At 41.3% G+C, this 23,414-nt stretch carries 19 protein-coding genes and 1 tRNA gene; 8 read left to right on the plus strand and 12 right to left on the minus strand.

The genetic code is table 11. The annotated features are described in order from the left end of the window. Positions 1-252: 252 nt before the first annotated feature. The 3 genes from CXF60_RS14660 to CXF60_RS06455 form a co-directional block, all read right to left on the minus strand. Positions 253-378, minus strand: coding sequence for a hypothetical protein (locus CXF60_RS14660; protein WP_267284418.1), 126 nt, complete (start codon positions 376-378; stop codon positions 253-255). A 64-nt stretch (positions 379-442) separates the two neighbouring features. Next, positions 443-1,942 (minus strand): sodium/proline symporter PutP, encoded by a 1,500-nt coding sequence (gene putP / locus CXF60_RS06450; protein WP_101205470.1) that lies wholly within the window; start codon positions 1,940-1,942, stop codon positions 443-445. 457 nt (positions 1,943-2,399) lie between these two features. Continuing rightward, positions 2,400-3,272, minus strand: coding sequence for a LysR family transcriptional regulator (locus tag CXF60_RS06455; RefSeq protein WP_101205469.1), 873 nt, complete (start codon positions 3,270-3,272; stop codon positions 2,400-2,402). Positions 3,273-3,729: 457 nt separating this feature from the next. Between CXF60_RS06455 and leuC the strand changes: the two genes are divergently transcribed. The 5 genes from leuC to CXF60_RS06480 all read left to right on the plus strand — a co-directional run bounded on the left by leuC (position 3,730) and on the right by CXF60_RS06480 (position 9,494). After that, positions 3,730-5,148, plus strand: a complete 1,419-nt coding sequence (gene leuC / locus CXF60_RS06460) for a 3-isopropylmalate dehydratase large subunit (RefSeq protein ID WP_102091274.1) — start codon at positions 3,730-3,732, stop codon at positions 5,146-5,148. A 142-nt stretch (positions 5,149-5,290) separates the two neighbouring features. Further along, complete coding sequence (leuD, locus tag CXF60_RS06465; RefSeq protein WP_057759322.1) at positions 5,291-5,941, plus strand: 3-isopropylmalate dehydratase small subunit; 651 nt, start codon at positions 5,291-5,293, stop codon at positions 5,939-5,941. A gap of 137 nt (positions 5,942-6,078) precedes the next feature. Further along, a complete protein-coding gene (locus tag CXF60_RS06470; RefSeq protein ID WP_102091275.1) occupies positions 6,079-6,798 on the plus strand; it encodes a hypothetical protein in 720 nt (239 codons plus the stop codon). 63 nt (positions 6,799-6,861) lie between these two features. Next, positions 6,862-7,965 (plus strand): 3-isopropylmalate dehydrogenase, encoded by a 1,104-nt coding sequence (gene leuB / locus CXF60_RS06475; RefSeq protein ID WP_102091276.1) that lies wholly within the window; start codon positions 6,862-6,864, stop codon positions 7,963-7,965. Between the two features lie 407 nt (positions 7,966-8,372). After that, positions 8,373-9,494, plus strand: a complete 1,122-nt coding sequence (locus CXF60_RS06480; RefSeq protein ID WP_102091277.1) for a L,D-transpeptidase family protein — start codon at positions 8,373-8,375, stop codon at positions 9,492-9,494. Positions 9,495-9,755: 261 nt separating this feature from the next. Here CXF60_RS06480 and infA read toward each other — a convergent pair whose 3' ends face one another. The 7 genes from infA to dinB all read right to left on the minus strand — a co-directional run bounded on the left by infA (position 9,756) and on the right by dinB (position 18,427). Further along, entirely contained in the window at positions 9,756-9,977 is a 222-nt protein-coding gene (infA, locus tag CXF60_RS06485; protein ID WP_021814850.1) for a translation initiation factor IF-1, read from the minus strand. Between the two features lie 121 nt (positions 9,978-10,098). After that, positions 10,099-10,932, minus strand: coding sequence for a tRNA pseudouridine(38-40) synthase TruA (truA, locus tag CXF60_RS06490; protein WP_102091278.1), 834 nt, complete (start codon positions 10,930-10,932; stop codon positions 10,099-10,101). A gap of 43 nt (positions 10,933-10,975) precedes the next feature. After that, positions 10,976-12,076, minus strand: a complete 1,101-nt coding sequence (locus CXF60_RS06495; RefSeq protein WP_180958106.1) for an asparaginase — start codon at positions 12,074-12,076, stop codon at positions 10,976-10,978. A gap of 162 nt (positions 12,077-12,238) precedes the next feature. Further along, entirely contained in the window at positions 12,239-13,912 is a 1,674-nt protein-coding gene (locus CXF60_RS06500; protein WP_102091279.1) for a FimV/HubP family polar landmark protein, read from the minus strand. 51 nt (positions 13,913-13,963) lie between these two features. Next, the gene (locus tag CXF60_RS06505; RefSeq protein WP_102091280.1) at positions 13,964-15,721 is read right to left on the minus strand and encodes a type IV pilus assembly protein FimV; all 1,758 of its coding nucleotides are present in this window, start codon (positions 15,719-15,721) and stop codon (positions 13,964-13,966) included. 110 nt (positions 15,722-15,831) lie between these two features. Then, positions 15,832-17,034 (minus strand): tRNA preQ1(34) S-adenosylmethionine ribosyltransferase-isomerase QueA, encoded by a 1,203-nt coding sequence (gene queA / locus CXF60_RS06510; protein ID WP_102091281.1) that lies wholly within the window; start codon positions 17,032-17,034, stop codon positions 15,832-15,834. Positions 17,035-17,341: 307 nt separating this feature from the next. Then, the gene (gene dinB, locus CXF60_RS06515) at positions 17,342-18,427 is read right to left on the minus strand and encodes a DNA polymerase IV (protein ID WP_102091282.1); all 1,086 of its coding nucleotides are present in this window, start codon (positions 18,425-18,427) and stop codon (positions 17,342-17,344) included. A 506-nt stretch (positions 18,428-18,933) separates the two neighbouring features. On the opposite strand from dinB, the gene CXF60_RS06520 reads away from it, so the two are divergent. Continuing rightward, entirely contained in the window at positions 18,934-19,179 is a 246-nt protein-coding gene (locus CXF60_RS06520; RefSeq protein ID WP_057759343.1) for a hypothetical protein, read from the plus strand. Positions 19,180-19,258: 79 nt separating this feature from the next. Here the strand turns inward: CXF60_RS06520 and CXF60_RS06525 are convergent. Together CXF60_RS06525 and CXF60_RS06530 are read right to left on the minus strand one after the other, a co-directional pair. Continuing rightward, positions 19,259-19,345: transfer RNA gene (locus CXF60_RS06525), tRNA-Leu, on the minus strand. A 152-nt stretch (positions 19,346-19,497) separates the two neighbouring features. Continuing rightward, positions 19,498-20,271 (minus strand): ferredoxin--NADP reductase, encoded by a 774-nt coding sequence (locus CXF60_RS06530; protein WP_101205461.1) that lies wholly within the window; start codon positions 20,269-20,271, stop codon positions 19,498-19,500. Between the two features lie 426 nt (positions 20,272-20,697). Between CXF60_RS06530 and tsaA the strand changes: the two genes are divergently transcribed. Together tsaA and CXF60_RS06540 are read left to right on the plus strand one after the other, a co-directional pair. Beyond that, complete coding sequence (gene tsaA, locus CXF60_RS06535; protein WP_102091283.1) at positions 20,698-21,555, plus strand: tRNA (N6-threonylcarbamoyladenosine(37)-N6)-methyltransferase TrmO; 858 nt, start codon at positions 20,698-20,700, stop codon at positions 21,553-21,555. A 59-nt stretch (positions 21,556-21,614) separates the two neighbouring features. After that, positions 21,615-23,402 carry a type IV pilus assembly ATPase TfpB gene (locus tag CXF60_RS06540; protein ID WP_102091284.1) on the plus strand — a complete coding sequence of 596 codons (1,788 nt, stop codon included), beginning with the start codon at positions 21,615-21,617 and terminating at the stop codon, positions 23,400-23,402. The last annotated feature ends 12 nt before the right edge of the window (positions 23,403-23,414 follow it).

Below are 23,414 nucleotides of genomic sequence, written 5' to 3' on the forward strand. Positions count from 1 at the left end.
AAGGCTACATCTTATTTGCCTAGTTTAGTTTCCTGTCTATATATAGTGAGTATCTTACGGATCAAAGGTTGATAATTACTTACACCTTATCGAACATCTAGTAAGTTGCTAATGACATAGCATACTCAAGATACACAACGAAAAGAACTAAAAACGTAATCAAATTTGATATTAAGAAAAGATAGTATTGTTGATAAAGGCCTACCGTTCAAGGGTGTGTAGCAGTTGAACTGCCAAATAGGCTAGGACAATCTAGCGTAGTATACCCATCACAGGGCTATTAGATGCTACTATCTTTGTCCATACTCCTGTCTCACTCGCCATAATTTCTCTTGGTTCGATACCGTAGTAGGTTAAATATACTAAGTCGTTACTCATAAAAAAACCTCGCCACAAGTGACGAGGTTTTTTTATAACAATAATCTTAAGATTTTACGTAAACTTATTTGTTTAAGTTTAGCTCCATCTCTTTGTACTTAGCAGAAACTGAAGGTCTTGGACCACCAGTCATGATACTAACGGCAAAGATAGCGATAGTACTTAAGATAAAGCCTGGAACGATAGCATATAACCAGCTATTTAGTGCCATACCATCTACTTGGAAAGGACCATAAATCCATAGGATAACAGTCAACGCACCAACAACCATACCAGCAACAGCACCATTACGGTTCATACCACGCCATGTAAGGCTGAAGATAACCAATGGACCAAACGCTGCACCGAATCCTGCCCATGCATTAGAAACTAAGTTCAATACTGAGCTATCTGGGTTAGACGCTAGCATAATGGCAACAATAGCGACAATGATAACTGAGATACGACCAACCAATACCTGGCGAGCTTCTGGTGCGTCTTTATCAAAGAATAGTTTGTATACATCTTTGGTTAGAGAGCTTGATACAACCAATAGCTGCGATGAGATAGTACTCATAATTGCTGCTAAAATAGCTGCTAATAGGAAACCTGAAACCAATGGATGGAACAAGAACTGAGTGAATACTAAGAAGATAGTCTCAGGATCGTCTAGCGTCATCGCAGTTTTTTGTACGTAGGCACGACCAGCAAAACCAGTCATTAGTGAACCAACCAGACTCACAACCATCCAGCTCATACCGATATTACGTGCGGTTGGCACATCTCTCACTGAACGAATCGCCATAAAACGTACGATAATATGCGGTTGGCCAAAGTAACCTAAGCCCCATGCCATGAGTGAGATAATACCGATAACACTCATACCGCTAGTAACGTCTAAAAGGGTAGGATCGATGTTTCTAACCGCTTCTGTAGTGGCTGAAATACCACCAAGATCAGTAAAGGCAACGACAGGTACGATTACCATGGCAAACAGCATGATGACGCCCTGTACGAAATCGGTCATAGATACTGCTAAGAAACCACCGAATAGCGTATAAGCCACAACCACACCAGCAGTAACCCATAGGCCAGTACTATACGATAGGTTAAGTGAGCTTTCGAAGAGTTTACCACCACCTACAAGACTTGCAGCGGTATAGACGGTAAAGAATAGAATGATGACCACTGCTGAGATGACGCGTAGCATGTGCGACTTGTCTTCAAAGCGGTTGGCGAAATAATCTGGTAGGGTGATAGCGTTGTCAGCCACTTCGGTATAAACACGAAGGCGAGGTGCTACGATGAGATAGTTTAATAATGCACCTAATGTCAAACCAAGCGCGATCCAAATACTGACCACACCATCGGCAAACATATAACCAGGTAAGCCAAGTAGTAACCAACCTGACATATCTGATGCACCTGCAGAAAGTGCGGTTACTGCTGGGCCTAAGTTACGACCCCCTAACATATAGCCTTCAGTATCATTGGCTTGCTTAAAATAAGCGTAAACACCAATCCCAATCATCACTAAGAAATAGGCGCCGAGTGATATCAGCACGCCACTAGAAACTCCGTTCATATAAATTGTCCTTAACCAACATGGTTGGCTGTAATTATTTTTTAACTATAAAAGTTCTGTCCTACAAGGCGATGTCCAAAACAATATTTAAAGACAAAAAAAGCCATTAATTGAGACATAATGGCTTTTTTCAGTATCTTCTGTAGTTTTATATGATTGATGTTGTTCTATGGCTAGCACTCATATAGAGATAGAGAACAACGGGAACATCGCATTCCACTTATCTATTGTTATTGCTCGCATCTGCTATTTATATATGAGTATTAGCAACCTACATCATCAATCTAAACCATTAAACCTACTGTTAACCATCATATCTTACTAGAAGTATTCAATATATGACTATCAGTGTCCTTGTGGTAAATTTTTGTTATAAAAGCAACGTCAAGCGTATTATAACGCATGAGAGTCACAAATGCGAATAGCTTAATGGTTAGACTGTTATAGCGAGCTCTTTTTATTCAATAGGCGCAAGTAAGTCTAGTAGGGCGGTCACGCTGCTAGATTGAGTTAATTTTGGATTGATGACCACACCTAAATAGCGTTGTAATTCAATATTGTCAGCCATATCGATACGTTCCAAGTCTTGACTGACCATCGTTTGTGGTAGTACTGACCAACCAAGACCAACAGATACCAGCATACGGATAGACTCAAGAGGGTTGGTGCTCATCGTGGCATAAGGCTTCAGATTGTGCTTGGCAAATTCGGCCAAAGTAATCTGACTGGTAAAGGTATTGGCAGAAGGCAAAATGGCAGGATAGCGCGCTAACTGCTCCAACGTCACATTAGATTTAGTAGCCAAAGGTGATAGCGTACCCGTCATAAAATAAAGAGGGTCTGACCAGAGCGTGTGATAAGTTAAGCGCTTATCGTAGACCGGTGGAAGCGTAACAAAGGCTAAAGACAAATCACCATCTAGTACTGCTTTGTGCGCTTTTTCAGAATCTACGAAGTGTACTTCTAACTGAACAGCTGGATAAGCTTGAATAAAGTGTTTAAGGACAGGTGCTAAATGATGTAGGCCAATATGATGGCTAGTACCAATGACTAATTTGCCAGAAACGATATGCTGAGAATGCTGCAAGTTGATTTTAAAGTTCTCATAATCTTCCAGCCAACGCTTGGCATGAGGTAGCATTTCACTGGCAGCTTGAGTAGGTACAATTCCACGTCCTACCGTATCAAACAAGGTAATATTAAACTCGTCTTCTAAGTTTTTGATACGTTTACTGACAGCAGGCTGAGTGATAAACAGCTTTTCTGCGGCACCTGAGATACTGCCAGTGTGCATAACGGTAACGAATGTCGTCAAGTTTGTGGTGTTCAAACGAATGTCCTTAGCTACTTTATGAGCTATAAATAAAAGTTGGCTGACCCAATCACAACGTATTAGAAAAAAAAGTTTGCGTCTGGTTAAAAATCATCAATTATTATTATAGGATTTGCCTGCTATAATCACAAGACATCGAGGCATATTGTGACATATTTATTCTAAAAAATTGGCTATTTGCCATTTAAAACGTATTTTAAGCGTTAATTTTAGTCATATGTTGGGTCTCATAAAGAAATAATATTTAAATTTTAGATACGACAGTAATTATTAAACATTGTAGATAGACATAGCATTTACATAAGATCTCTTGCATAAGTCATTGCTAGCCTTTGATACTCCGTTAACGAAGGTCAATAAAACGGTACTTTTGCAAGAGGTCTATAGAATCTTAGCTTGGCAATTTGCAAGTAAGTAAAAATTAAGTAATTAGTAACCTATAAAGGATAGCAACATGGCTGGTCAAACGTTATATGACAAACTTTGGAACGCTCACGAAGTCACTAAGCGCGACGATGGTTCGAGCCTGATTTATATCGACCGCCACCTGTTGCATGAAGTGACGAGTCCACAAGCATTTGAAGGGTTGGAATTGGCAAACAGAGCGCCATGGCGTTTATCGGCTAACATTGCCAGTCCAGATCACAATGTGCCGACTGTCACCAAAGAGCGCCTAGAAGGGGTGCCTGGGATTAAAGACAAGGTATCACGCTTGCAGGTTGTCACGTTGGATGATAACTGCACCAAGTTTGATATTGCTGAATTTACTATCAATGATGCCCGTCAAGGTATTTTGCATGTGGTCGGTCCAGAGCAAGGTTTGGTCTTGCCGGGTATGACGGTTGTTTGCGGTGACTCGCATACAGCGACCCACGGAGCACTTGGTTGCTTGGCTCACGGTATCGGAACCTCCGAAGTTGAGCATGTATTGGCAACGCAGTGTTTGATTCAAAAGAAATCAAAAAATATGCAGATCCGTGTCACTGGTCAACTTGGTGCTGGTGTCACTTCAAAAGATGTGGTGTTAGCTATTATTGCAAAAATCGGTACAGCAGGTGGAACAGGACACGCGATTGAATTTGCAGGTCAAGTGTTCGAAGACATGAGTATGGAAGGTCGCATGACCGTCTGTAACATGGCGATCGAAGCAGGTGCACGTGTCGGTATGGTTGCGGTCGATGATACGACGATTGATTATGTCAAAGGTCGTCCATATGCGCCAAGCGAAGCACAATGGGCACAAGCGGAAGCCTACTGGCGTACACTATATTCAGATGATGACGCGGTATTTGATACTGTAGTAGAAATGGATGGTAGCCAGATCGCACCGCAGGTATCTTGGGGTACATCGCCTGAGATGGTAGTAGATATCACGCAATCTGTACCGACACCAGATCAAGCCATGGATGAAGCTCAAGAAGAGGGCTGGTTACGTGCTTATACTTATATGGGGCTAGAGGCAGGTCAGAAAATTACGGATATCCAACTTGATCGTATATTTATTGGTTCATGTACCAATTCACGTATCGAAGATTTACGTGATGCGGCAGCGGTAATCAAAGGTCGCAAAGTTGCTGATAACGTAAAAGAAGCGATCGTTGTTGCAGGTTCTGGACAAGTGAAACTGCAAGCAGAGGCTGAAGGCTTGGATACGTTGTTTACTGAAGCTGGTTTTGAATGGCGTGAGCCGGGCTGCTCAATGTGTCTTGCGATGAATGCAGACAAACTTGAGCCGCAAGAGCATTGTGCTTCAACGTCTAACCGTAATTTTGAAGGTCGTCAGGGCAATGGTGGTCGTACGCATTTGGTAAGCCCAGCAATGGCAGCTGCCGCCGCGTTGGCAGGTCATTTTGTAGACGTTCGTACGTTTTAAGACTGATAATAAGTAGCTGATATCATGCTTGTATGAACAATAAATATATGAGCATGCTGTCAAAGATGGTAAAAACTTATTTACTATTTAATACGCTTATCAAGATCATCAGCCAGCAAAAATATAATTGATAGGAAATTTTATGCAAGCTTATAACACCCAAACAGGTATCGTTTGCCCGTTAGATCGCGCAAACGTCGATACCGACCAAATTATCGCAAAACAGTTTTTGAAGTCTATTAAACGTACAGGTTTTGGCGTGAATCTATTTGACGATTGGCGCTATCTTGATGAAGGCTATCCTGGTCAAGACAACAGCACACGAGTTATCAATCCAGACTTTGTATTGAATAAACCGCGTTATCAAGGTGCTACTATCTTACTAGCACGTAGAAACTTTGGTTGTGGCTCTAGTCGTGAGCATGCACCTTGGGCGTTATCAGAGTATGGTTTCCGTACGGTAATTGCGCCTAGCTTTGCAGATATTTTCTACAATAACTGTTTTAAAAATGGCATGTTGCCGATTGTGTTGGATGAAGCGATTGTAGATACGTTAATGAAGGCGACTTTTGATAACGAAGGCTATGAGTTGACCGCGGATCTTGAGCGTCAGGTCGTTATCACACCAACTGGTGAAGAGTATGCCTTTGAAGTAGATGCTTTTCGCAAACATTGCCTATTAAACGGACTGGATGATATTGGTCTAACTTTGCAGCAAAGTGATGCTATCAAAGATTATGAACAACAAATGATGCAAAAAACACCGTGGATATTTAACGACGTAAGAGCGTAGAGGGTCATTCTATAATCTACTGCTTATAAAACTGCGAGTAGTCGCAACGCAGCGTTGAGTTATGGCGGTGAACTGTCTAAAATGAAGAATAGTTTTTCACTACATTTTATTATCTCTCTTGAATAGTAGCCGCCATTATGAATACAAAACGTTATGCTCTATGGACAAGTACAATCGTTGCTGCAAGCTTATTATTGTCAGGCTGTCAGCTATTGACGGGCTATCAAAAAATAGATGAAGCAGAGAGTGCTGAAGCATGGGTGGGTAAAATTAAACCTATTGCTGGTGAAGTAAATATTGCCTGTGTGGGTACATATCATTGCGAAATTGTGCAGATAGATAAAACACTCATTATCGCGCCTAATAGTCACGAGCCAATCAATCCTCAGATTATGACAGCCTTACCACGTCAAGAAGGTATGGCAAAAACCTCGATGAATATGGATATGACGCCACTCGTCAATAAAAATGCCATAAAAGTTGTGCCGTTAGCGCCTTCGAGTATGCCAGGATTGACCAACTACTATGCACGGGTCATGCCTGCCAAACACGAGGTTCATGTTAATTTTTATCCAGAAAACAATATGGGCTATATTGAGCGTTTCGCGATGATTCATGATTTCACTGAAGCAGGTACTTATCAGTTGCGCGCTTATCAAAAAAAGAACACCGAAAAATCAGGCAGTCTATTAGACACAGCATCACCTGAGCCTTTATGTATTGAGCTATTGCAAGGTACTCAAGTACAGCGCCGATTCTGCAAGCAACTAGACGCTGAGCATCAAGGCGAGTTTGTAGAGACGGGTATGGTCAAAGCAGTAACATCAGCACCCAAAGCCAAAAAAATGGCAGCATAAAATATGAGACTGAAAAGCTCAAAAATATAATCAACCAATAAAAATATTTCCAAAAGGATCAGTATGGCAACGATTTTAACATTAGCGGGTGATGGTATTGGCCCTGAAATTATGACCCAAGCCATTGACGTGCTCAAAGCTGTCAATGATAAGTTTTCACTTGATTTAACGCTTGAGTCTGGATTGATTGGCGGTGTGGCTATTGATGCAACTGGTGAGCCTTTACCAGATGAGACATTGGCCCGTGCTCGCGCCGCAGATGCCGTATTGCTAGGTGCGGTCGGTGGTCCTAAATGGGATGCAATCGAGCGTAGTAAACGCCCTGAGCGCGGTCTGCTCAAAATCCGCGGTGAGCTTGGTTTATTTGCCAACTTACGCGTAGCCAAGCTCTATCCACAGTTGGCTAATGCCTCAAGTATCAAACCGGAAATTATCTCAGGCCTAGATCTATTGATCGTTCGTGAACTGACAGGCGGTATCTATTTCGGTGAGCCTCGTGGTATCCGCACACTAGAAAACGGTGAGCAGCAGGGCTATAACACGATGGTGTATAGCACAAGTGAGATTCAGCGTATTGGTAAAGTTGCCTTTGAGTTAGCAAAAACGCGTGCGCAAGCAGCAGGTACAGCAGCTAAGGTATGTTCAGTTGATAAAGCCAATGTGTTAGAAGTCACCGAGCTGTGGAAACAGACGATGATCGAGATGCAGCAAGCTGACTATAGTGATGTGGCGTTGTCACATATGTATGCTGACAACGCTTGCATGCAGTTGATTAAAGATCCTAAGCAGTTCGATGTTATGGTGACAGGTAATATGTTTGGCGATATCCTATCTGATGAAGCTGCGATGTTGACAGGCTCTATCGGGATGTTGCCATCAGCGAGCTTAGATGAGTCAGGTAAGGGTATGTACGAGCCGTGTCATGGTTCAGCACCTGATATCGCAGGACAAGATAAAGCCAACCCATTAGCGACTATCTTATCTGTTGCTATGATGCTGCGTTACACCTTCAAGCAAGAAGAAGCGGCACAAGCAATTGAGCAAGCAGTCAGTGATGTGCTTGATGATGGTTTACGTACGCTAGATATTTTAGATAGCAGCGAAGCTGGACTTAAGCAGGTAGGCTGTAAAGAAATGGGTCAAGCGATCTTGGCTAAACTGATATAAGTTAACTTGCGTTTAAAGGCTATTCCTATATAGCATTTTCCACAGTCTTAGTTTGCGTGTTGTATACCCATAGGCTACCAAGTGGCGTATGGGTTTTTTATCGTTTATCGTTTATCGTTTATCGTTTACCGTTTACCGTTTACCGTTTATCTATTAGCAAAGCTTATTTATAAGCGCCTTATTAACAGAGACGCTGTACAACAAAGCTCCTTTTAACACAAAGCTGTTATATGCTCACAAGGTAATATGACAATATTAGTAGCTTATAAAGGAGCTAAAATATTTCGCTTTTAGCAAAAGTAAAATATCCAAAATCTAGATGCCAAAGGTAAGTTCTAAAAATCCAAAAAACTGTAGTATTTGAAAACTGAAAATAATAATAGAATTTCTTAAATGAGGAGTATTACATGTATCAATTAACAAGAATCAGTAAAGCATTAACAGTGATTAGTCTCTCTAGCTTACTATTCATGGGGCAAAGCATTGCAGCAGAGACAACGGATAGTGTGAACGCAAATAATAGCGTCAAGGCTCCGGCAGAAGTCAGTCCAGTGACTAATGGCGTAAGTCAAAAATTAACAGGAGATAGTAAAGCTGCGACTTCATTGAATAAGCTACTGCCTACTATTAAATACACAACTGAGAACCTATCTGACAATGCAAAAAAGATAAACAATGTCACTTGGACGGCGGATGCAGAGATCGATCGTAATATAGGAACAAAGCTGCAGGCTCTATTAAACTGGCATCATAACGGAGTAGGGCCTGTCGATGGCTACTGGGGCAAAAATACTCGCAAAGCCATGCAGGCGTTTCAAAAAGCAAATGGTTTAGATGTAACCGATACGTTGAACAACGAGACGTGGCAGGCGCTGACCAAGAATGAGAAGCTCACGACTCAACCAGTGCTAGTCAGTTATCAGCTTACTGAAGCAGATGTGAATGTTAAAACGACAACCATACCTGCTGATTCTGTTGCCAAATCAAAGCTTGAGGGGATGTACTACGAAAGTCTTACTGAGGCGTTGGCAGAGAAGTTTCATATTAGTGAGAAATATTTAAAGTCGCTTAATCCTGATGCCAGTTTTACTGCCGGTGAAATCATTACGGTATACAACCCTGGTAATCCTAATACCAAGCCTGTGCATCGCGTCGTTGCTGATAAGGCCACTGAGACACTCTACGCGTATGATGAAAACAATAACTTGATCGCTAGCTATCCAACGACAGTGGGTAGTACAGCGACACCATCACCAACAGGTACGCATACTGTCAAGGTAAAGGTGCACGAGCCCAACTATACTTACACGGCCAATGACGGTAGCAAGTCTATCATACCACCAGGTCCCAACAATCCAGTAGGCTCGGTATGGATTGGGCTTAGCAAACCGACTTATGGCATTCATGGATCACCAGATCCTGCTCGTATCAGTCGTCAGGCATCAGCAGGTTGTGTGCGTTTGACCAACTGGGATGCGCTTAGTCTACTCGGAGTTATAAAAAACGGCGCAACTGTTGAATTTAGTTAAATGCGATAGTATTAAGTCATAAAAAATGGACAAAAAAATACCGCTAAAATATAGCGGTATTTTTTGTGGTAATCAGAAACAGTCAATTACTAAATAACTAAAATATTGATAGGCAATAATGAGCAGATTAGCATTTTCATTATTATTATCAGTTTCACTACCCAAGCGTCATATCAGCTATCAGCGATAACGTAGCTATTCAGTTATTGGCTGTATCTTACCAATGCTAATACTTTCATAACCATATTGGTCAGTCAGTATTTAGTTTTTACCACGGTAGGTGATACGGCCTTTAGATAGGTCATAAGGCGTCATTTCAACTTTAACCTTATCACCTGTCAAGATACGAATATAATGCTTACGCATCTTACCAGAGATATGCGCGATGATTTCGTGCCCGTTTTCTAAACGAACTTTGAACAAAGTATTAGGAAGGGTATCAATGACTTCGCCTTCAAATTCAATAATATCGTCTTTTGCCATAATTTGTATCAATCAATTAAAAAATAAGCCCATATTATACGTAAGTTAGCGGATTAAAGCAATACGAACCTGCTTTTGACTTGACAGCATGTAAGTGATATGTATGCCAAATGATAATAATTTAATCAGGTAGATTTAACCAGACAGGCGTTAATGGCGCATCTGGCAATAAACTTTGAAAACGTTCAGGATAATAGGCATTGATAAAATACAAGCCATCACCTGAAGCGGTAGGTGGTGCAATCGTCCGATCTTTTTTATGCAAAATCTTCAAAAAATCTGCTGGCTCTAGCTCGTGTCTACCAATGGCATATAATGTGCCCATTAAATTGCGAACCATATGATGTAAAAACCCATCTGCTTGTATATCAAAAACGATAAATTGACCATGAGCAAAAAGGTTTGCATGGCTAATCGTACGCACTGGTTGATTGGATTGACAAGCAGCAGCACGGTAACTGCTAAAATCGTGTGTACCGACGATATCAGCTGCTGCTTGCTGCATGGCTTTCAAATCAAGCGGCTCATAGATATGAGTTACTTGATGATTTAGTATGGCAGGGCGCTGTGCTTGGTTGAGCGTAATATAACGATAGCGACGAGCAATAGCACCAAAACGCGCATGAAAGTCAACTGGCATGGGTTGTATCCAGCGTAAAGCAATATCATCAGGGAGTAGGCTGTTCACACCGCGTAACCAGTTATGAGTAGGGCGATACGCATGAGTTGTAAAATGGGCAATCATATTACTCGCATGGACGCTGGCATCAGTACGCCCAGCTGCGATGACTTCTACAGGCTCGTTAGCCACTTTGCCGATAGCTGTCTCTAAGGCTTCTTGTACACCTAAAACCTCTCGTTGCCGTTGCCAGCCATGATAATGAGTTCCTAAGAACTCAATAGCAATCGCTAAAGTGTAGGTTGGTTCAGTGTCGATAATTTCAGTCTCAGACATTAGGGTTTCTAAACTTATAAAATGGGAATTAATTAAAAGTCGCTTATCGCTTTTTGATGCTAGTGCCAGTTTGATTGACATTATTCAACCAACGCTGTCTGCGTCTTGCTGGACTATCATAGCGAAGTAGCAACCATAGTAATCGGGCATAAATAGCAGGTATGGTCAAACGCCCACCAGCAATGACATGATGCTCGTACTGCCAACTGCCTGCCGCATAGCTATCGCTGACGCCGCCAAATGGACATTGACTGGCCGATATCACCATATGTCCACGCTCATGTGCAACGGTCAGTGTCTCTGCTAGTACAGCTGAATAAGGGATGTTACCGGCGCCAAATCCCAATAGAATAATGCCACATGGTGGCTGCGACAATAAAGCTTGTAGCTGGTCGTTTATTATTGAAACATCGTTAGGTAGGCAATATAGCGCATGAACACGCGCGTTTTCAGCGCGTGTTTGAATACTGGATAGCAAGTCTTGTTGATCATCAAGCCAATGTTGCCTACGCGTGTCAGGTAGATTTTTTATATAGCTATTGGCTGGGTAAGCGGCGCGAGAATGACCAGTAAATGCCATCAGATCATGGCTGTGAATTTTTTGTACCGTTTGAGCAGGCCATGATTCGCCGCTAAAACTAATTTTCACGCCTGATTCACCAGCAGCGGCTAGTTTTAATGAGTCGTTGAGATTGCCCCAAGCATCGCTATGTTCATCGATGTTATAGGAATGCAATATCTCACTGTCTAATAATGGACGCATACTTGCGGTCAAAACAATACAGATATCACTACCTGCAAACGCTTCTGCTAAAAATGCGCCTAAGTAACTCAACGTATCCGTGCCAGTGATGAGTACAAAGCGTCTATCACCTTTGGCATAAGCATTCAGGAGTAGTTGATAGAAATGGGTAAAATCGACAGGGGTAAGCTGGCTGCTGTCTTTGATCAGGGCGTTTTCCAACCATGAGACGGTCGGTAAGTTATTCGTACTGTCTTGTGCAGACAAAAGCTTTTGTAAAGTAGGCAAAAACACTTCTGCTGATAATGGCGCCAATGGTCTGCCATAGCTACCAAAGGTACCGCCAGCATAAATCAGTTGAATAGGATCGGATAGGTTTTTGAGCATAACAGAAGATGGCATAGTATCAACACAGTAAACAATTATGGAAGAAAAGAGGCGCTAGAGGATTGAGCAACGATGGCTGAAGGGTTCAATAATAGATAGTATTAGAGTTAAATGCAAAAAAATCAGCAAGCATCCCGTGATTAGGAAGTACTTGCTGATAAGAGACTAGACGATTAACTACGCAGTACGTTCAAGTAGTAACTGTGCTTGCTGTTTCTGTTCACTATTACCTTGAGCTATCACCTCATTGAGTAGACGCTTTGCACTGTCATATTCACCCAGTTGCAGATATTGATCTGCCAAGTCTAACGTCACTTGATTACTGTCTAGTGACTTTACGAAATCAAAATCTGCTGCGAACCGTGATGAGAAATCTTCTGCTGACTCAGTCTCTTGAGGCGTAATAGGAGTGTCACTCTCAACTGGTGCAGCTGTAGAGACTGGGGTAGTAGTCGACGGAGTGTCAAATAGAGAATCAGCATCGTCAATATTAAAATCATCGTCTATCAGTGTATTGTCGTCAAATCTCAATGGTGCAGCAGGTGCGATATTCGATTCTTCAACAACGCTAACATCATTAACCTCGATATCATCATTGAGTAATGGTTCCTCAAGATTAATATTTGCAAAATTGTCTTCTTCAAGGGTCATACTCTCAGAAGCATTACTTCCAAAATCAGTATTTTCCAGAATGAAATTGTCAAAATCACTGTCGTTTTCAGTCGTAGATAGGTCGTCATTGGAGACAGTACTGATATCATCTGATGCATCTAGACTGCCCAAAGATAAAGCAAAGTCATCTTCACCGTTTTGGATAGTATCAATAGAGTGTTGTTCTGAATTCGTAGATACGTCATTAGGGACGATATTGTCTTTGTCTGTATCGGCTGCTAAATCATCGAAATCTAAGATAAAATCTTCTTCTAGTGCGGCTTTCTCATTATCATCATATGAGAGGTTAGTGTCTATAGATGATTCATTCGAAGTATCATTAAATGAATTAAAGTCAAACTCAAAGTCACTGAGATCGTTATCTTCGTTATTACTAATATTATCGTTAGCGGAGCTCTCTAAAACGTCGTTATTTACATTGTCCAATAGTGTGACAGGCGTTTCACTTGTCGTATTAGGCGCATCGAAATCATTCTCTAGATCGCTGAGAGTCAGATCAAAGCTATCATTCGGATTTTCGGTAATAGAACTAACATTGTCGACTTTATCTGATAACTCTAAGCTGTCGATAGGATCATTTATTGCAGTCTCATTTAGTGCAGTATCGTTATTACTTTCTTCAATTGGCTGATGAGCTACTGCATTAGTACTATCATTCTGACTAATAGGTAAATCGAAGTCGATAGCGCCAAAATCGTCTTTGGTATTGTCTGTGGCTAGCGTTTGCACAGCGGCAGGTTCTAATTCCTCAAAAGATAGACTTCTTATCTCGTCTGCTTGAGCGATAGTCTGACTATCGTTATGAGCTCTTATAGACTCATAAATATGGTTGAAATCTTCTGGCTGGTTTATCGTCGCGTATATGCTGAGTAGTTTAAGAGACAATGCACTGTTATGAGGTTTTTCACTTAAACCACGTTTAATAGTTTCGATCGCCTTGTCATAGCGCTGCTGATCCATAAAACGCTGTGCAATAGTGATATGGTCAAATTTATGGCTGTTGCTGACATTAGTGTGGGTAGGAGTACCATAATCTACTTTTGGTGATGGAGTAGACATATCTTTTCTTGAATTAATAGGCGATGATGACGATTTCTGCGCCTTGTTTTTGCGCAAGAATAAAGCAGCCACTAACAGAATAAGCGCCAATCCGGCGATGATATATAGCATATTGTCCATAGTTATTCCTACGCCTGTGATCACAATCTAATGTATGAGTCAGTTAGGCAATTATTGATTACGTAATTTTTCGAGACGAGCCTGTAGCTCAGCCAATTTTTGGTTTTGTAATTGAATTTTTTTAGTATAGCTACTAAGAGTGCTACTTGTACTTGATAATCGTTGAGCCTGTGATGCTGCCTGCTGCCGCGATGCTTTAAGTGTCTCTAATATATCTGTACTCAAACCATTCCCTGTGTTTGATGCCGCTTTTGCTTGAGTGCCATCTGCATTGCCATCTTGCCCGGGCGCAAGCACAGAGAATTGTGCTTTTGATAAGGTCTGTGTTTTAGTTGTCGTGGCTTTTTCAGGGCGCTTGGCCGCTTGCGTACTTATAGAAGGTTTTTTAAAAGGTCTCTGAGCTGTTTTTTGCATCGCCGCTGTATTTGCTCTACGAATATATTGTCTTTGTGCATCGATAGCCGCTTCTAAGTTTTTTTGCGATGGTATAACATCATAACTAGGCAAAATAAGCTTAGCATCTGCTTTTAATTGATCTGCGTCTTTATTGATAAAGGCATCAGGGTTTTGTGTTTGAATTTGCTTCATCACGACGGAAGTATCTAGATTATTTTCTTGCGCGATCTGCTGAGCAATAATCCATAGGCTATCGTTACGTTGTACTTGGTACTGATTGATTGTCGAGCTATCTGTTGCTCTATCATTTGAAGGTACATTATTAATAGCGCTATTAGGGGGTTTCGACGTTGCATTGCCAATAGAAGCTGCCACGACGCTAGTAGCATTTTTCTCAGTATTGCTTGCGATGATACTAGGAGTCAGAGTAGATACGGGTGATGTGTCAGCATCTGTTTTTTTACGACTCGGCTGTATCTGCCGTGTGACTTGAATATTTAGAGTATCGAGTGGTTTATCAATCAATACTTTATCTAAGATTAGAGTATTTTTAATACTTGCCTTATCGCTGTCATTGATGACAGCTTTCGTAGTTTCAGTATCGTTATTTGCATTTAAGAAACTGCTATCTAAACGGTTCGCTGAACTAAGGCCGTTATCAGTTTTCTTTGCATTACTGCTAGCATTTTTTATATCAGAGTCGCTATTTAAGCGCCCATTATCAAGACGACTAGGCGCGTAAGTAAGGTTGCTAGTCTGCGAAGTAGCTGTCACTGTCGGAGCTTGTATGTTAGACACTGATCTAGAAATAGAAGAGTCAACTGTTGCTATGTTTGCTAGAGCTGGTTTATTTGCAGCAGCGTTAGATACTAATATTAGTGGCGGCGGTGCACCTTTTCTTACGGTTAACGGTTTTGCAGCGCTTGCAGAAACACTTGGTAAATTGAGTTTCTGAGAGCCTTTGACACTGTTCTTGGAAGCACTATTAATCGGTAGACTATCTTTTAACGGCATTAATAATGTTTTTGGTACGACATTTTGCTGCCCATTATCATTGATTGATAACACCAAATCAGCAAAGGGCTTGGACACAGGCTGCGATGTGCTGATTAATACCTGACCACTGGTCGCTGAAGTTGCTTGAAAGCGCACTTGCATTGAATCGGTCGGCGTTAATCCCATCTGCTGATAGATAACTGGATTGGCTAAGCTCGCTGAAAAATCAGCCGCTCGTATGTCGGTGACCACGATACTTGCGCTCAACGGTTCATGCTGAGCTGAGCTAACCACTGTCTTACCGATAGTTGCCGCTTGTGCGCTTGGAATAATAGCGGCCAAACCTACAGAATAAAGTAATGCCATCGATACCGCGCGATGTACAGGAGTCAAGCGACGAGATAAATGACAAGACATGAGCAGTCCTTTACAAAATAAGTTATCTTTGCTGTTATAACAAAGTACGGTTTAGTTTACCAGTTTATTTCACAACTGTTGCGTCCAATGCATAAATGTTTATTTAATGTTCAGCTTATTTTCTTATCAAGTAGCATGGCATCGCCATAACTAAAGAATCGATATTCTTTTTCAATAGCATGTTGATATGCCTGTTCAATCGATGCTTTGCCAGAAAAAGCTGATACCAACATTAGCAACGTCGATTTGGGTAAATGAAAGTTTGTTAACAGTCGATCAATGACACCGAATTTAAACCCTGGATAAATAAAAATGTCTGTGTCCCCTGACCAACTAGAGAGTGCTTGCCCATTGATAGCTGTTTTTTGATACGCCGTTTCAAGGACGCGAGTCACCGTGGTACCAATAGCAATAACCTTATTGCCATTTGCATGCGTCTGATTAATCAGCTCAGCAGTTGCTTGTGGCAGATGTGCATACTCACTGTGCATAGTATGATTGAGTAGATTGTCTGTTTTAACTGGCGCAAAGGTACCAGCGCCAACATGCAATGTCACAAAAGCAGTACTGATGCCTTTTTCCACCAGCTTATTGAGCACCAAGTCATCGAAATGCAAACTTGCTGTCGGTGCAGCGACACTTGCAAGCTTAGCGGGATCATGAAACACCGTTTGATAACGAGTATTATCAGTGTCATCGGCCTGACGTTCAAAGTAAGGCGGGATAGGTAGCTCGCCGTAAAGTTCTAAATCAGGCAAAATTGGCGCATCAAAGGCTAAAATAAACAAGTTGTCCTGACGACCAATCATCGCGCCACTCATATGACTATCGGCCAGTTGAAAACGTTGACCAAGTTTCAGTGCTTTGCTGGCTTTTACATGGCAAAGGGCAATATGTCCTTGGTTCACTGATTCATTATTTGAATCTTCTAAATGCAGTGTCGTTATATCTAAGTCTGAGACAGTAACCAATCGCTCAATCAAAACCTCAAGTTTACCGCCAGTATCTTTTTGACCAAATAGGCGTGCCTTCATCACCTTTGTATCATTAAATACAATCAGGTCTCCAGCATCTAATAAATCAGGCAACTCAGAAAACAAACAGTCTTCTACAGGCGTAGCATTTGTGTCAGTGTGAGCAGGCAAGTACAAAAGTTTTGAAGCAGAACGCTGCGCTAATGGATATCGCGCAATCAAACGATCTGGTAGGTCATAGTCGTAATCTTCCACGCTTAGATAATCTAAGACGTCACTGTTGTTATTGGTAGTAAGTGGGGCATTAGAATCGGAAGATGCAGTGTGAGTGTTGGTCATAATTAGTCTTTAAATGGATAGAAATTTTGGCATAATTGTAGCAGAAATACTGCTATAAAAGGTTGCTTTACTAAGTAGTCACCGTGCACAAAACATATTTGAATAGCCTAAGCAAAAGTAATAGTTTTTAACTGTTCTCATGTTTATTACGTTAGTCTTTGTTTATTTGGTGGTGTATCAAAAAGTATGCTGATTAAAATTCGAACAATTTTTGAAGCCTTTAAAGCCCTATAGAATCAGGGAACTTAGCATAGATTTCTTATTGACTTTTATCGCTAGCATACTTTTTGATACACCACCGTTTATTTTACTCAAATAAATTTAATTGAGGCAATAGTTGAGCTGCAGGTGTCAATGACGAAAAAGTGACCCCGACTAATCGGATAGGGAGCTGGCGCGGAATATCTAAGAATAATTTGTCTAACCAGTAATGAGCAGATTCAGCACTACTAAAAGCGGTAGTCAGCGTGTGCGTACGGGTAATCTGAGTAAAGTCGGCATACTTAACCTTGAGCGTTATAGTATGAGCGATGAGATTTTTTTTGTGCAGTTGCGAGAAGGCATCCGCATTTTGTTCATAGATTTGTATACGTAACGCCGTGTCATCGTTTAGGTTTTCTCTAAAAGTAGTCTCCGAACCAACAGACTTATGCAGGCGCTCAGACTTGACAGCGCGTTCATCGCGACCATGAGCGATATCATGATAAAACTGTCCTCGCTTACCAAACTCATTAATCAATACTTCGGCTGACATACGGCGTAGATCAGCACCGTTAGTCACGCCCATCGCATGTAATCGTCTTGCCGTTGCTTTACCTATCCCGTGAAATCGTTCAATAGGCAGTGTACTAATAAAAGCATCAGCGTCTTCTGGTGTGATAATAGCGGTGCCGTTAGGCTTATTGATATCAGAGGCAATCTTGGCCAACATCTTGTTGAAGGACACGCCAGCAGAAGCAGTCAATCCTGTATGTTGCAATATTTGTGCTCTTAACCAATTTGCCATTAATGTCGCTGAGCCTTTATGTACAGTAAGACCAGTGACATCGAGATAAGCCTCATCTAGCGATAACGGCTCAACATGAGGCGTTAAGCTGTACATAATATTGCGAATATCGCTGCTAACAGCTCGATATACTTCAAAACGTGGTCTGACAAATATGACTTCTGGACAACGTTTGCGAGCCTCATAACAAGACATAGCTGAGCGCACTCCAAACTGACGAACCTCATAGCTAGCCGCTGCTACAACACCGCGTCCATTTGGGTCTCCACCAACCACTAGTGGTTTGCCCCGTAATTCTGGGAAGTCACGTTGTTCTACACTGGCATAAAACGCATCCATATCTATATGAATGATTTTACGTGGACTGGACGCTGTAGGAGTTTTCATGGTTAATATTTTACATCACTCAATACTTTTATTTTAGTATCGATTATTAAACGGTAAAGGGGTTTTTCGAATATAGAACCATAAAAATATGGCAATATGTGAATAATTTATATATCAATAATTAAATATAGTGTAAGGTTAATAGTCAGATATATATGGCGTTAAAATACTAATAAATTAAATATAGTTAACATATGTCCACTAATAAATGTTCTGTATGGTACATACCTTAAGTTTTTCAGACTTTCCATACCGCCTGTCTGAATATTATTGCCTTACATCATGAATATTATGGTTATATGTTACAGTTCTAATGCTATCGTTTTACAATATATTAACCAAAACAATTAATAGTTATGAAAGTAATAAATGGTTTTTTACAGGAATTTTATTTACCTGATAAAACATTGTTTATAGCTCATACCAAACTTATAAATTGAGTACTGGCAAATTAACTTTCTAAAAAAATAGTAATGAGAAAGTTTAAGATAATTAAGGAGCTGATGATGAGTCATGAATTAAAAGGGAGCGATTTGACACGAGCAATGCTAGCGCGGGGTGATGAAAATATATGGTGTGCGGTGTGTGATGAAAGCGATGAACAAGCGATGATGGATCAGTGTGGTAATGATTTTACCGCTTATATTGTGTCATTTAATGATGGATATTTTTATTGTAGTGCTGGCATGCCATGGAGTTATGCGGTACCGATTAAGATAAGCGCTGTCATGCCATTTGAAGTATCGATATAAGTAAATTAAGAGTTTGATAGGGCGAATATAATAAGCACAAAAAAACCTCCGATAAAGGAGGCTGATTTGTACTAAATATTGGTACCAGTGGTCGGACTCGAACCGACACGCTTTTAAAGGCAACGGATTTTGAATCCGTCATGTCTACCAATTCCATCACACTGGCATGTTAGGTGATAATAGTTATTGACTAAATATTATCTAATTGGGCTACAGTGTTGACTGTATAGGCTGCGTATTATAGCAGCCTATTTACTTGCGTCAAGCATTATTTTATACAATTTTTCATTTGTTCTAATGATACTAAATAGCATCACTCTAGCCGACAAAGGCACGCTCAACTGCGTAATCTGCCTGCACACCCATACGTGGTGAAACAGTCAAGCCAAAATCATCTAAAATAGCAGAAACCTCAGCATTAAATGGCATGCTGCCACAAAGCATGACACGGTCGTCATCTTTATTCATTGGCGGTAAACCAATATCTTCAAACAATTTGCCTGATTTCATCAAATCAGTGACACGACCTTGGTTTCTGAATTCTTCACGCGTAACGGTTGGATAATAGATGAATTTTTCGCGATACCATTCACCAAAGATTTCATCATTAGGCAGCTCATTTTCAAACATTTCACGATAAGCCAAATCATGAACATGACGTACGCCATGTACTAAGATAATTTTGTCAAAACGCTCATACACTTCAGGATCACGTGCTAGTGACAAGAACGGAGCAAGACCAGTACCAGTAGAGAGCATGTAAAGGTTCTTACCTGGTAACAGATCGTCCAATACTAGTGTGCCTGTTGGCTTTTTACTGACTAACAGCTCATCACCTACTTTGATATGCTGTAAGCGTGAAGTTAACGGACCATCTTGAACTTTAATAGAGAAGAATTCTAAATGATCTTCATAGTTAGGGCTAGCAATTGAATAAGCGCGTAATAGTGGCTTGCCATCAACAACAAGTCCAATCATCGCAAATTCGCCATTACGAAAGCGCAAGCCATCGTCACGAGTGGTTTTGATACTAAATAGAGAGTCATTCCAGTGATGAACCTCTGTGACCGTTTCGGTGCGAAGTTTTGACATAAAGTCCTCGTTAATAAGTTGTTATTTGTGTGTTAAGTTTGAATAAGTATTAAATCAGAATTTTCAATGTTAAATTGAACATTATAAAAACGTATCAGTCTTTTGATCGTTGTCGAAACTGCTATTTTTATGAACGAGTAAATGATGGATAAGCGCAGTACAGCTGGTTTATCAGCTTATATATAGCCAAATATTAAGTCATTAGACATAGTAAATTTGCGTCAACGATGACAGCATTACTGGTCATATCGCCCAAATGTAAATGACTCTCATCAAATTTCTTGCTCATAATACCAAACTTTAAAATAAAAATCCGTCTAGCAGTGATTGTCTAGCATGATAAAATGGAATATCGTTAGTGAGTAATTTTGTATCATTTGGCAAAACTGCTTTATAAGGGCAGTTTTGTATTACTGGAGTTGGTCTATGCTTGATGAGAATTCCCTGTTAGATAACTACCATCAAGCTCCTGTTATCGGGTATCACCGTGCTCCGCTTCCGCAAAAATTTGGTGCGCCGCGCCAGCCAAACCTAGTCGCTCTGACTAGCGTCATTGAGATGTTAGCGCCATATGATACGCCAGCTGCATTTGATAGCTTGGACAAGTTTAGTCATATATGGGTGAGTTGGCAGTTTCATCATAATTATCGATATAAAAACAATAATAAAACCAGTAGTGACTTTCGCGCTCAAGTACGACCACCAAGATTGGGCGGTAATCAAAAAATAGGGGTGTTTGCCAGTCGCAGTATGTATCGTCCTTCAGGACTAGGGTTGTCTGTCGTCAAGCTCGAACAGGTCAAAATAATTCAAGGCCGTGTATTATTAATTATCGAAGGTGCTGATATGATAGATGGCACGCCAATCATCGATATAAAGCCATATGTGGCCTATAGTGATGCGCTGACACAAACGAAAAATGGATTTGCGCCAACCGCTCCAGATTTATTAACTGTGACTGTGACCGATGCCGCCAACGAACAGTTTATGATGCTAGTAAGCGCAGGCGAGCCTAGTGATGCTAATAACAATGATACAAGTATTAAAGACGCAAACACTGGATTAAATAATGCGACAGTTGCGTCTACGATTCATCATATACAAAATCAATTAGTAGCCTCAGATATGAGCATTATCAAAGAGCTAATTGCCCAAGACCCTCGTCCAGCTTATCGACGGACAGAGATCGCTACGCCATTTGTTATGCGTTATAAATCCGTTGATGTGAGTTTTCAGTTGATAGAATCAGGACAGCTACAGATAATCGCTGTGGTTACGGTGTAGCTGGCTTGCATTGATGTCATTTTTGACAACACATTTTAAAATAATAGAAGAAGAGAGATATGTCTGCTCAACAGTACTCGATAGTGATTGATTTGCGTTGGTGTTTAGATGAGCTATTGGCAGATAAAGTGATTGACCAACGCGGCTATAACCTAGTCATTACTAGCCGTCGCGACAAAGCTCAGCACCCTCTACTAACAATTAGTGAATTCGGTTTGCCGAATGGCCATGCGACGGACAATAGCGCTGAAAATAAATTAACTTTGGCTTGGCTCAACCAATGGTTGGCGGCTAAAGCAGACATGTCTCTCGTTCGTATTGACCCTCTAAAAGTTGATGTCCCTGCGGTCACACAATTGATGTCATTTGAATATGCACGCTCGCAGCATATTTTACCGATTGAGGTCGCTGTAGACGAAGTGGTTATCGGAACGGATCAGCCTTTTTATACTGACTGGCACTCAAGTATTGAAAAGTTAATCAAATCAAAAAGCTATCGTACGGTCTATATCAATCCTGAGCAGATTAAACGCTACCGGCAAGAGTTCTATCAAGTCACCCAAGCGATTGCAGGCGCAAATAGTGTCCATAAACGTGCAGCTGCCGATGTGACCAATGTCGAAGCATTATTGCAATTAGGTGACAATACTAATCCCGATGCCAATGACCAGCATATTGTCAGAGTTGTTGACTGGTTGTTGCAATATGCTTTTGAGCAACGAGCTAGTGATATTCATTTAGAGCCACGTCGTGAGACAGGTAAGGTGCGCTTCCGTATCGATGGTGTACTCCATACGGTGTATGAGATGCCATTGGCAATCATCGTCGCGGTGACCGCACGTATCAAAATTCTAGGGCGACTAAACGTTGCAGAAAAGCGTAAGCCGCAGGATGGCCGTTTAAAGACGCGAACGCCGAAGGGACTAGAGACAGAGCTTCGTTTATCGACTATGCCAACCGCATTTGGTGAAAAGTTGGTCATGCGGGTGTTCGATCCTGAAGTACTGGTGCGCTCCTTCGCTCAGCTTGGTCTATCCGGCAAGCAGCTTGAAACGTGGCATGAATTGACTGCTCATCCAAATGGGATTATTTTGGTCACTGGGCCTACAGGGTCAGGTAAAACCACGACCTTGTATAGTACTCTCAAGCAGCTAGCGACTGAACAAGTCAATGTCTGTACCATTGAAGATCCTATTGAAATGATTGAACCTGCATTTAACCAAATGCAAGTAAATCCAGGTGTCGATCTAAACTTTGCCGACGGCATTCGCTCTTTGATGCGTCAAGATCCTGATATTATTATGGTGGGGGAGATTCGTGATGCCGAAACAGCCAATATGGCAGTACAAGCCTCATTAACAGGGCATTTGGTGCTCTCGACACTACATACTAACGATGCGCCAAGTTCAATCACTCGCTTGCATGATTTGGGTATTCAACCATTTTTGACATCAGCGACTATCTTAGGCGTAATGGCACAGCGGTTGTTACGTACGCTATGCCCACATTGCAAAAAAGCGGTAGACGTTGTGCCAGACAGTGAGATTGCCATTCAATGGCAGGAGTTGGTACAGCCTTGGCGCGCTCCTGCACCAGCACAAATTTATGTGGCTCAAGGCTGCGAGCATTGTCGACACACTGGTTATCAGGGACGAGTCGGCCTATACGAGATTATGCCGTTGTCTAACGAATTAAAAAAACTGGTCGCAGCCGATACAAACTTAGATGTACTCAAACAACAAGCCTATCGCGAAGGTCTACAGCCATTACGTCTATCAGGGGCAAAACGTATTAGTGAAGGTGTGACAACCATAGAAGAGGTGATGCGAGTCGTGCCTCTTAATTAGTCTCATGTATTA

This window comes from Psychrobacter sp. 4Bb (assembly GCF_002836735.1).
Taxonomy (GTDB): domain Bacteria; phylum Pseudomonadota; class Gammaproteobacteria; order Pseudomonadales; family Moraxellaceae; genus Psychrobacter.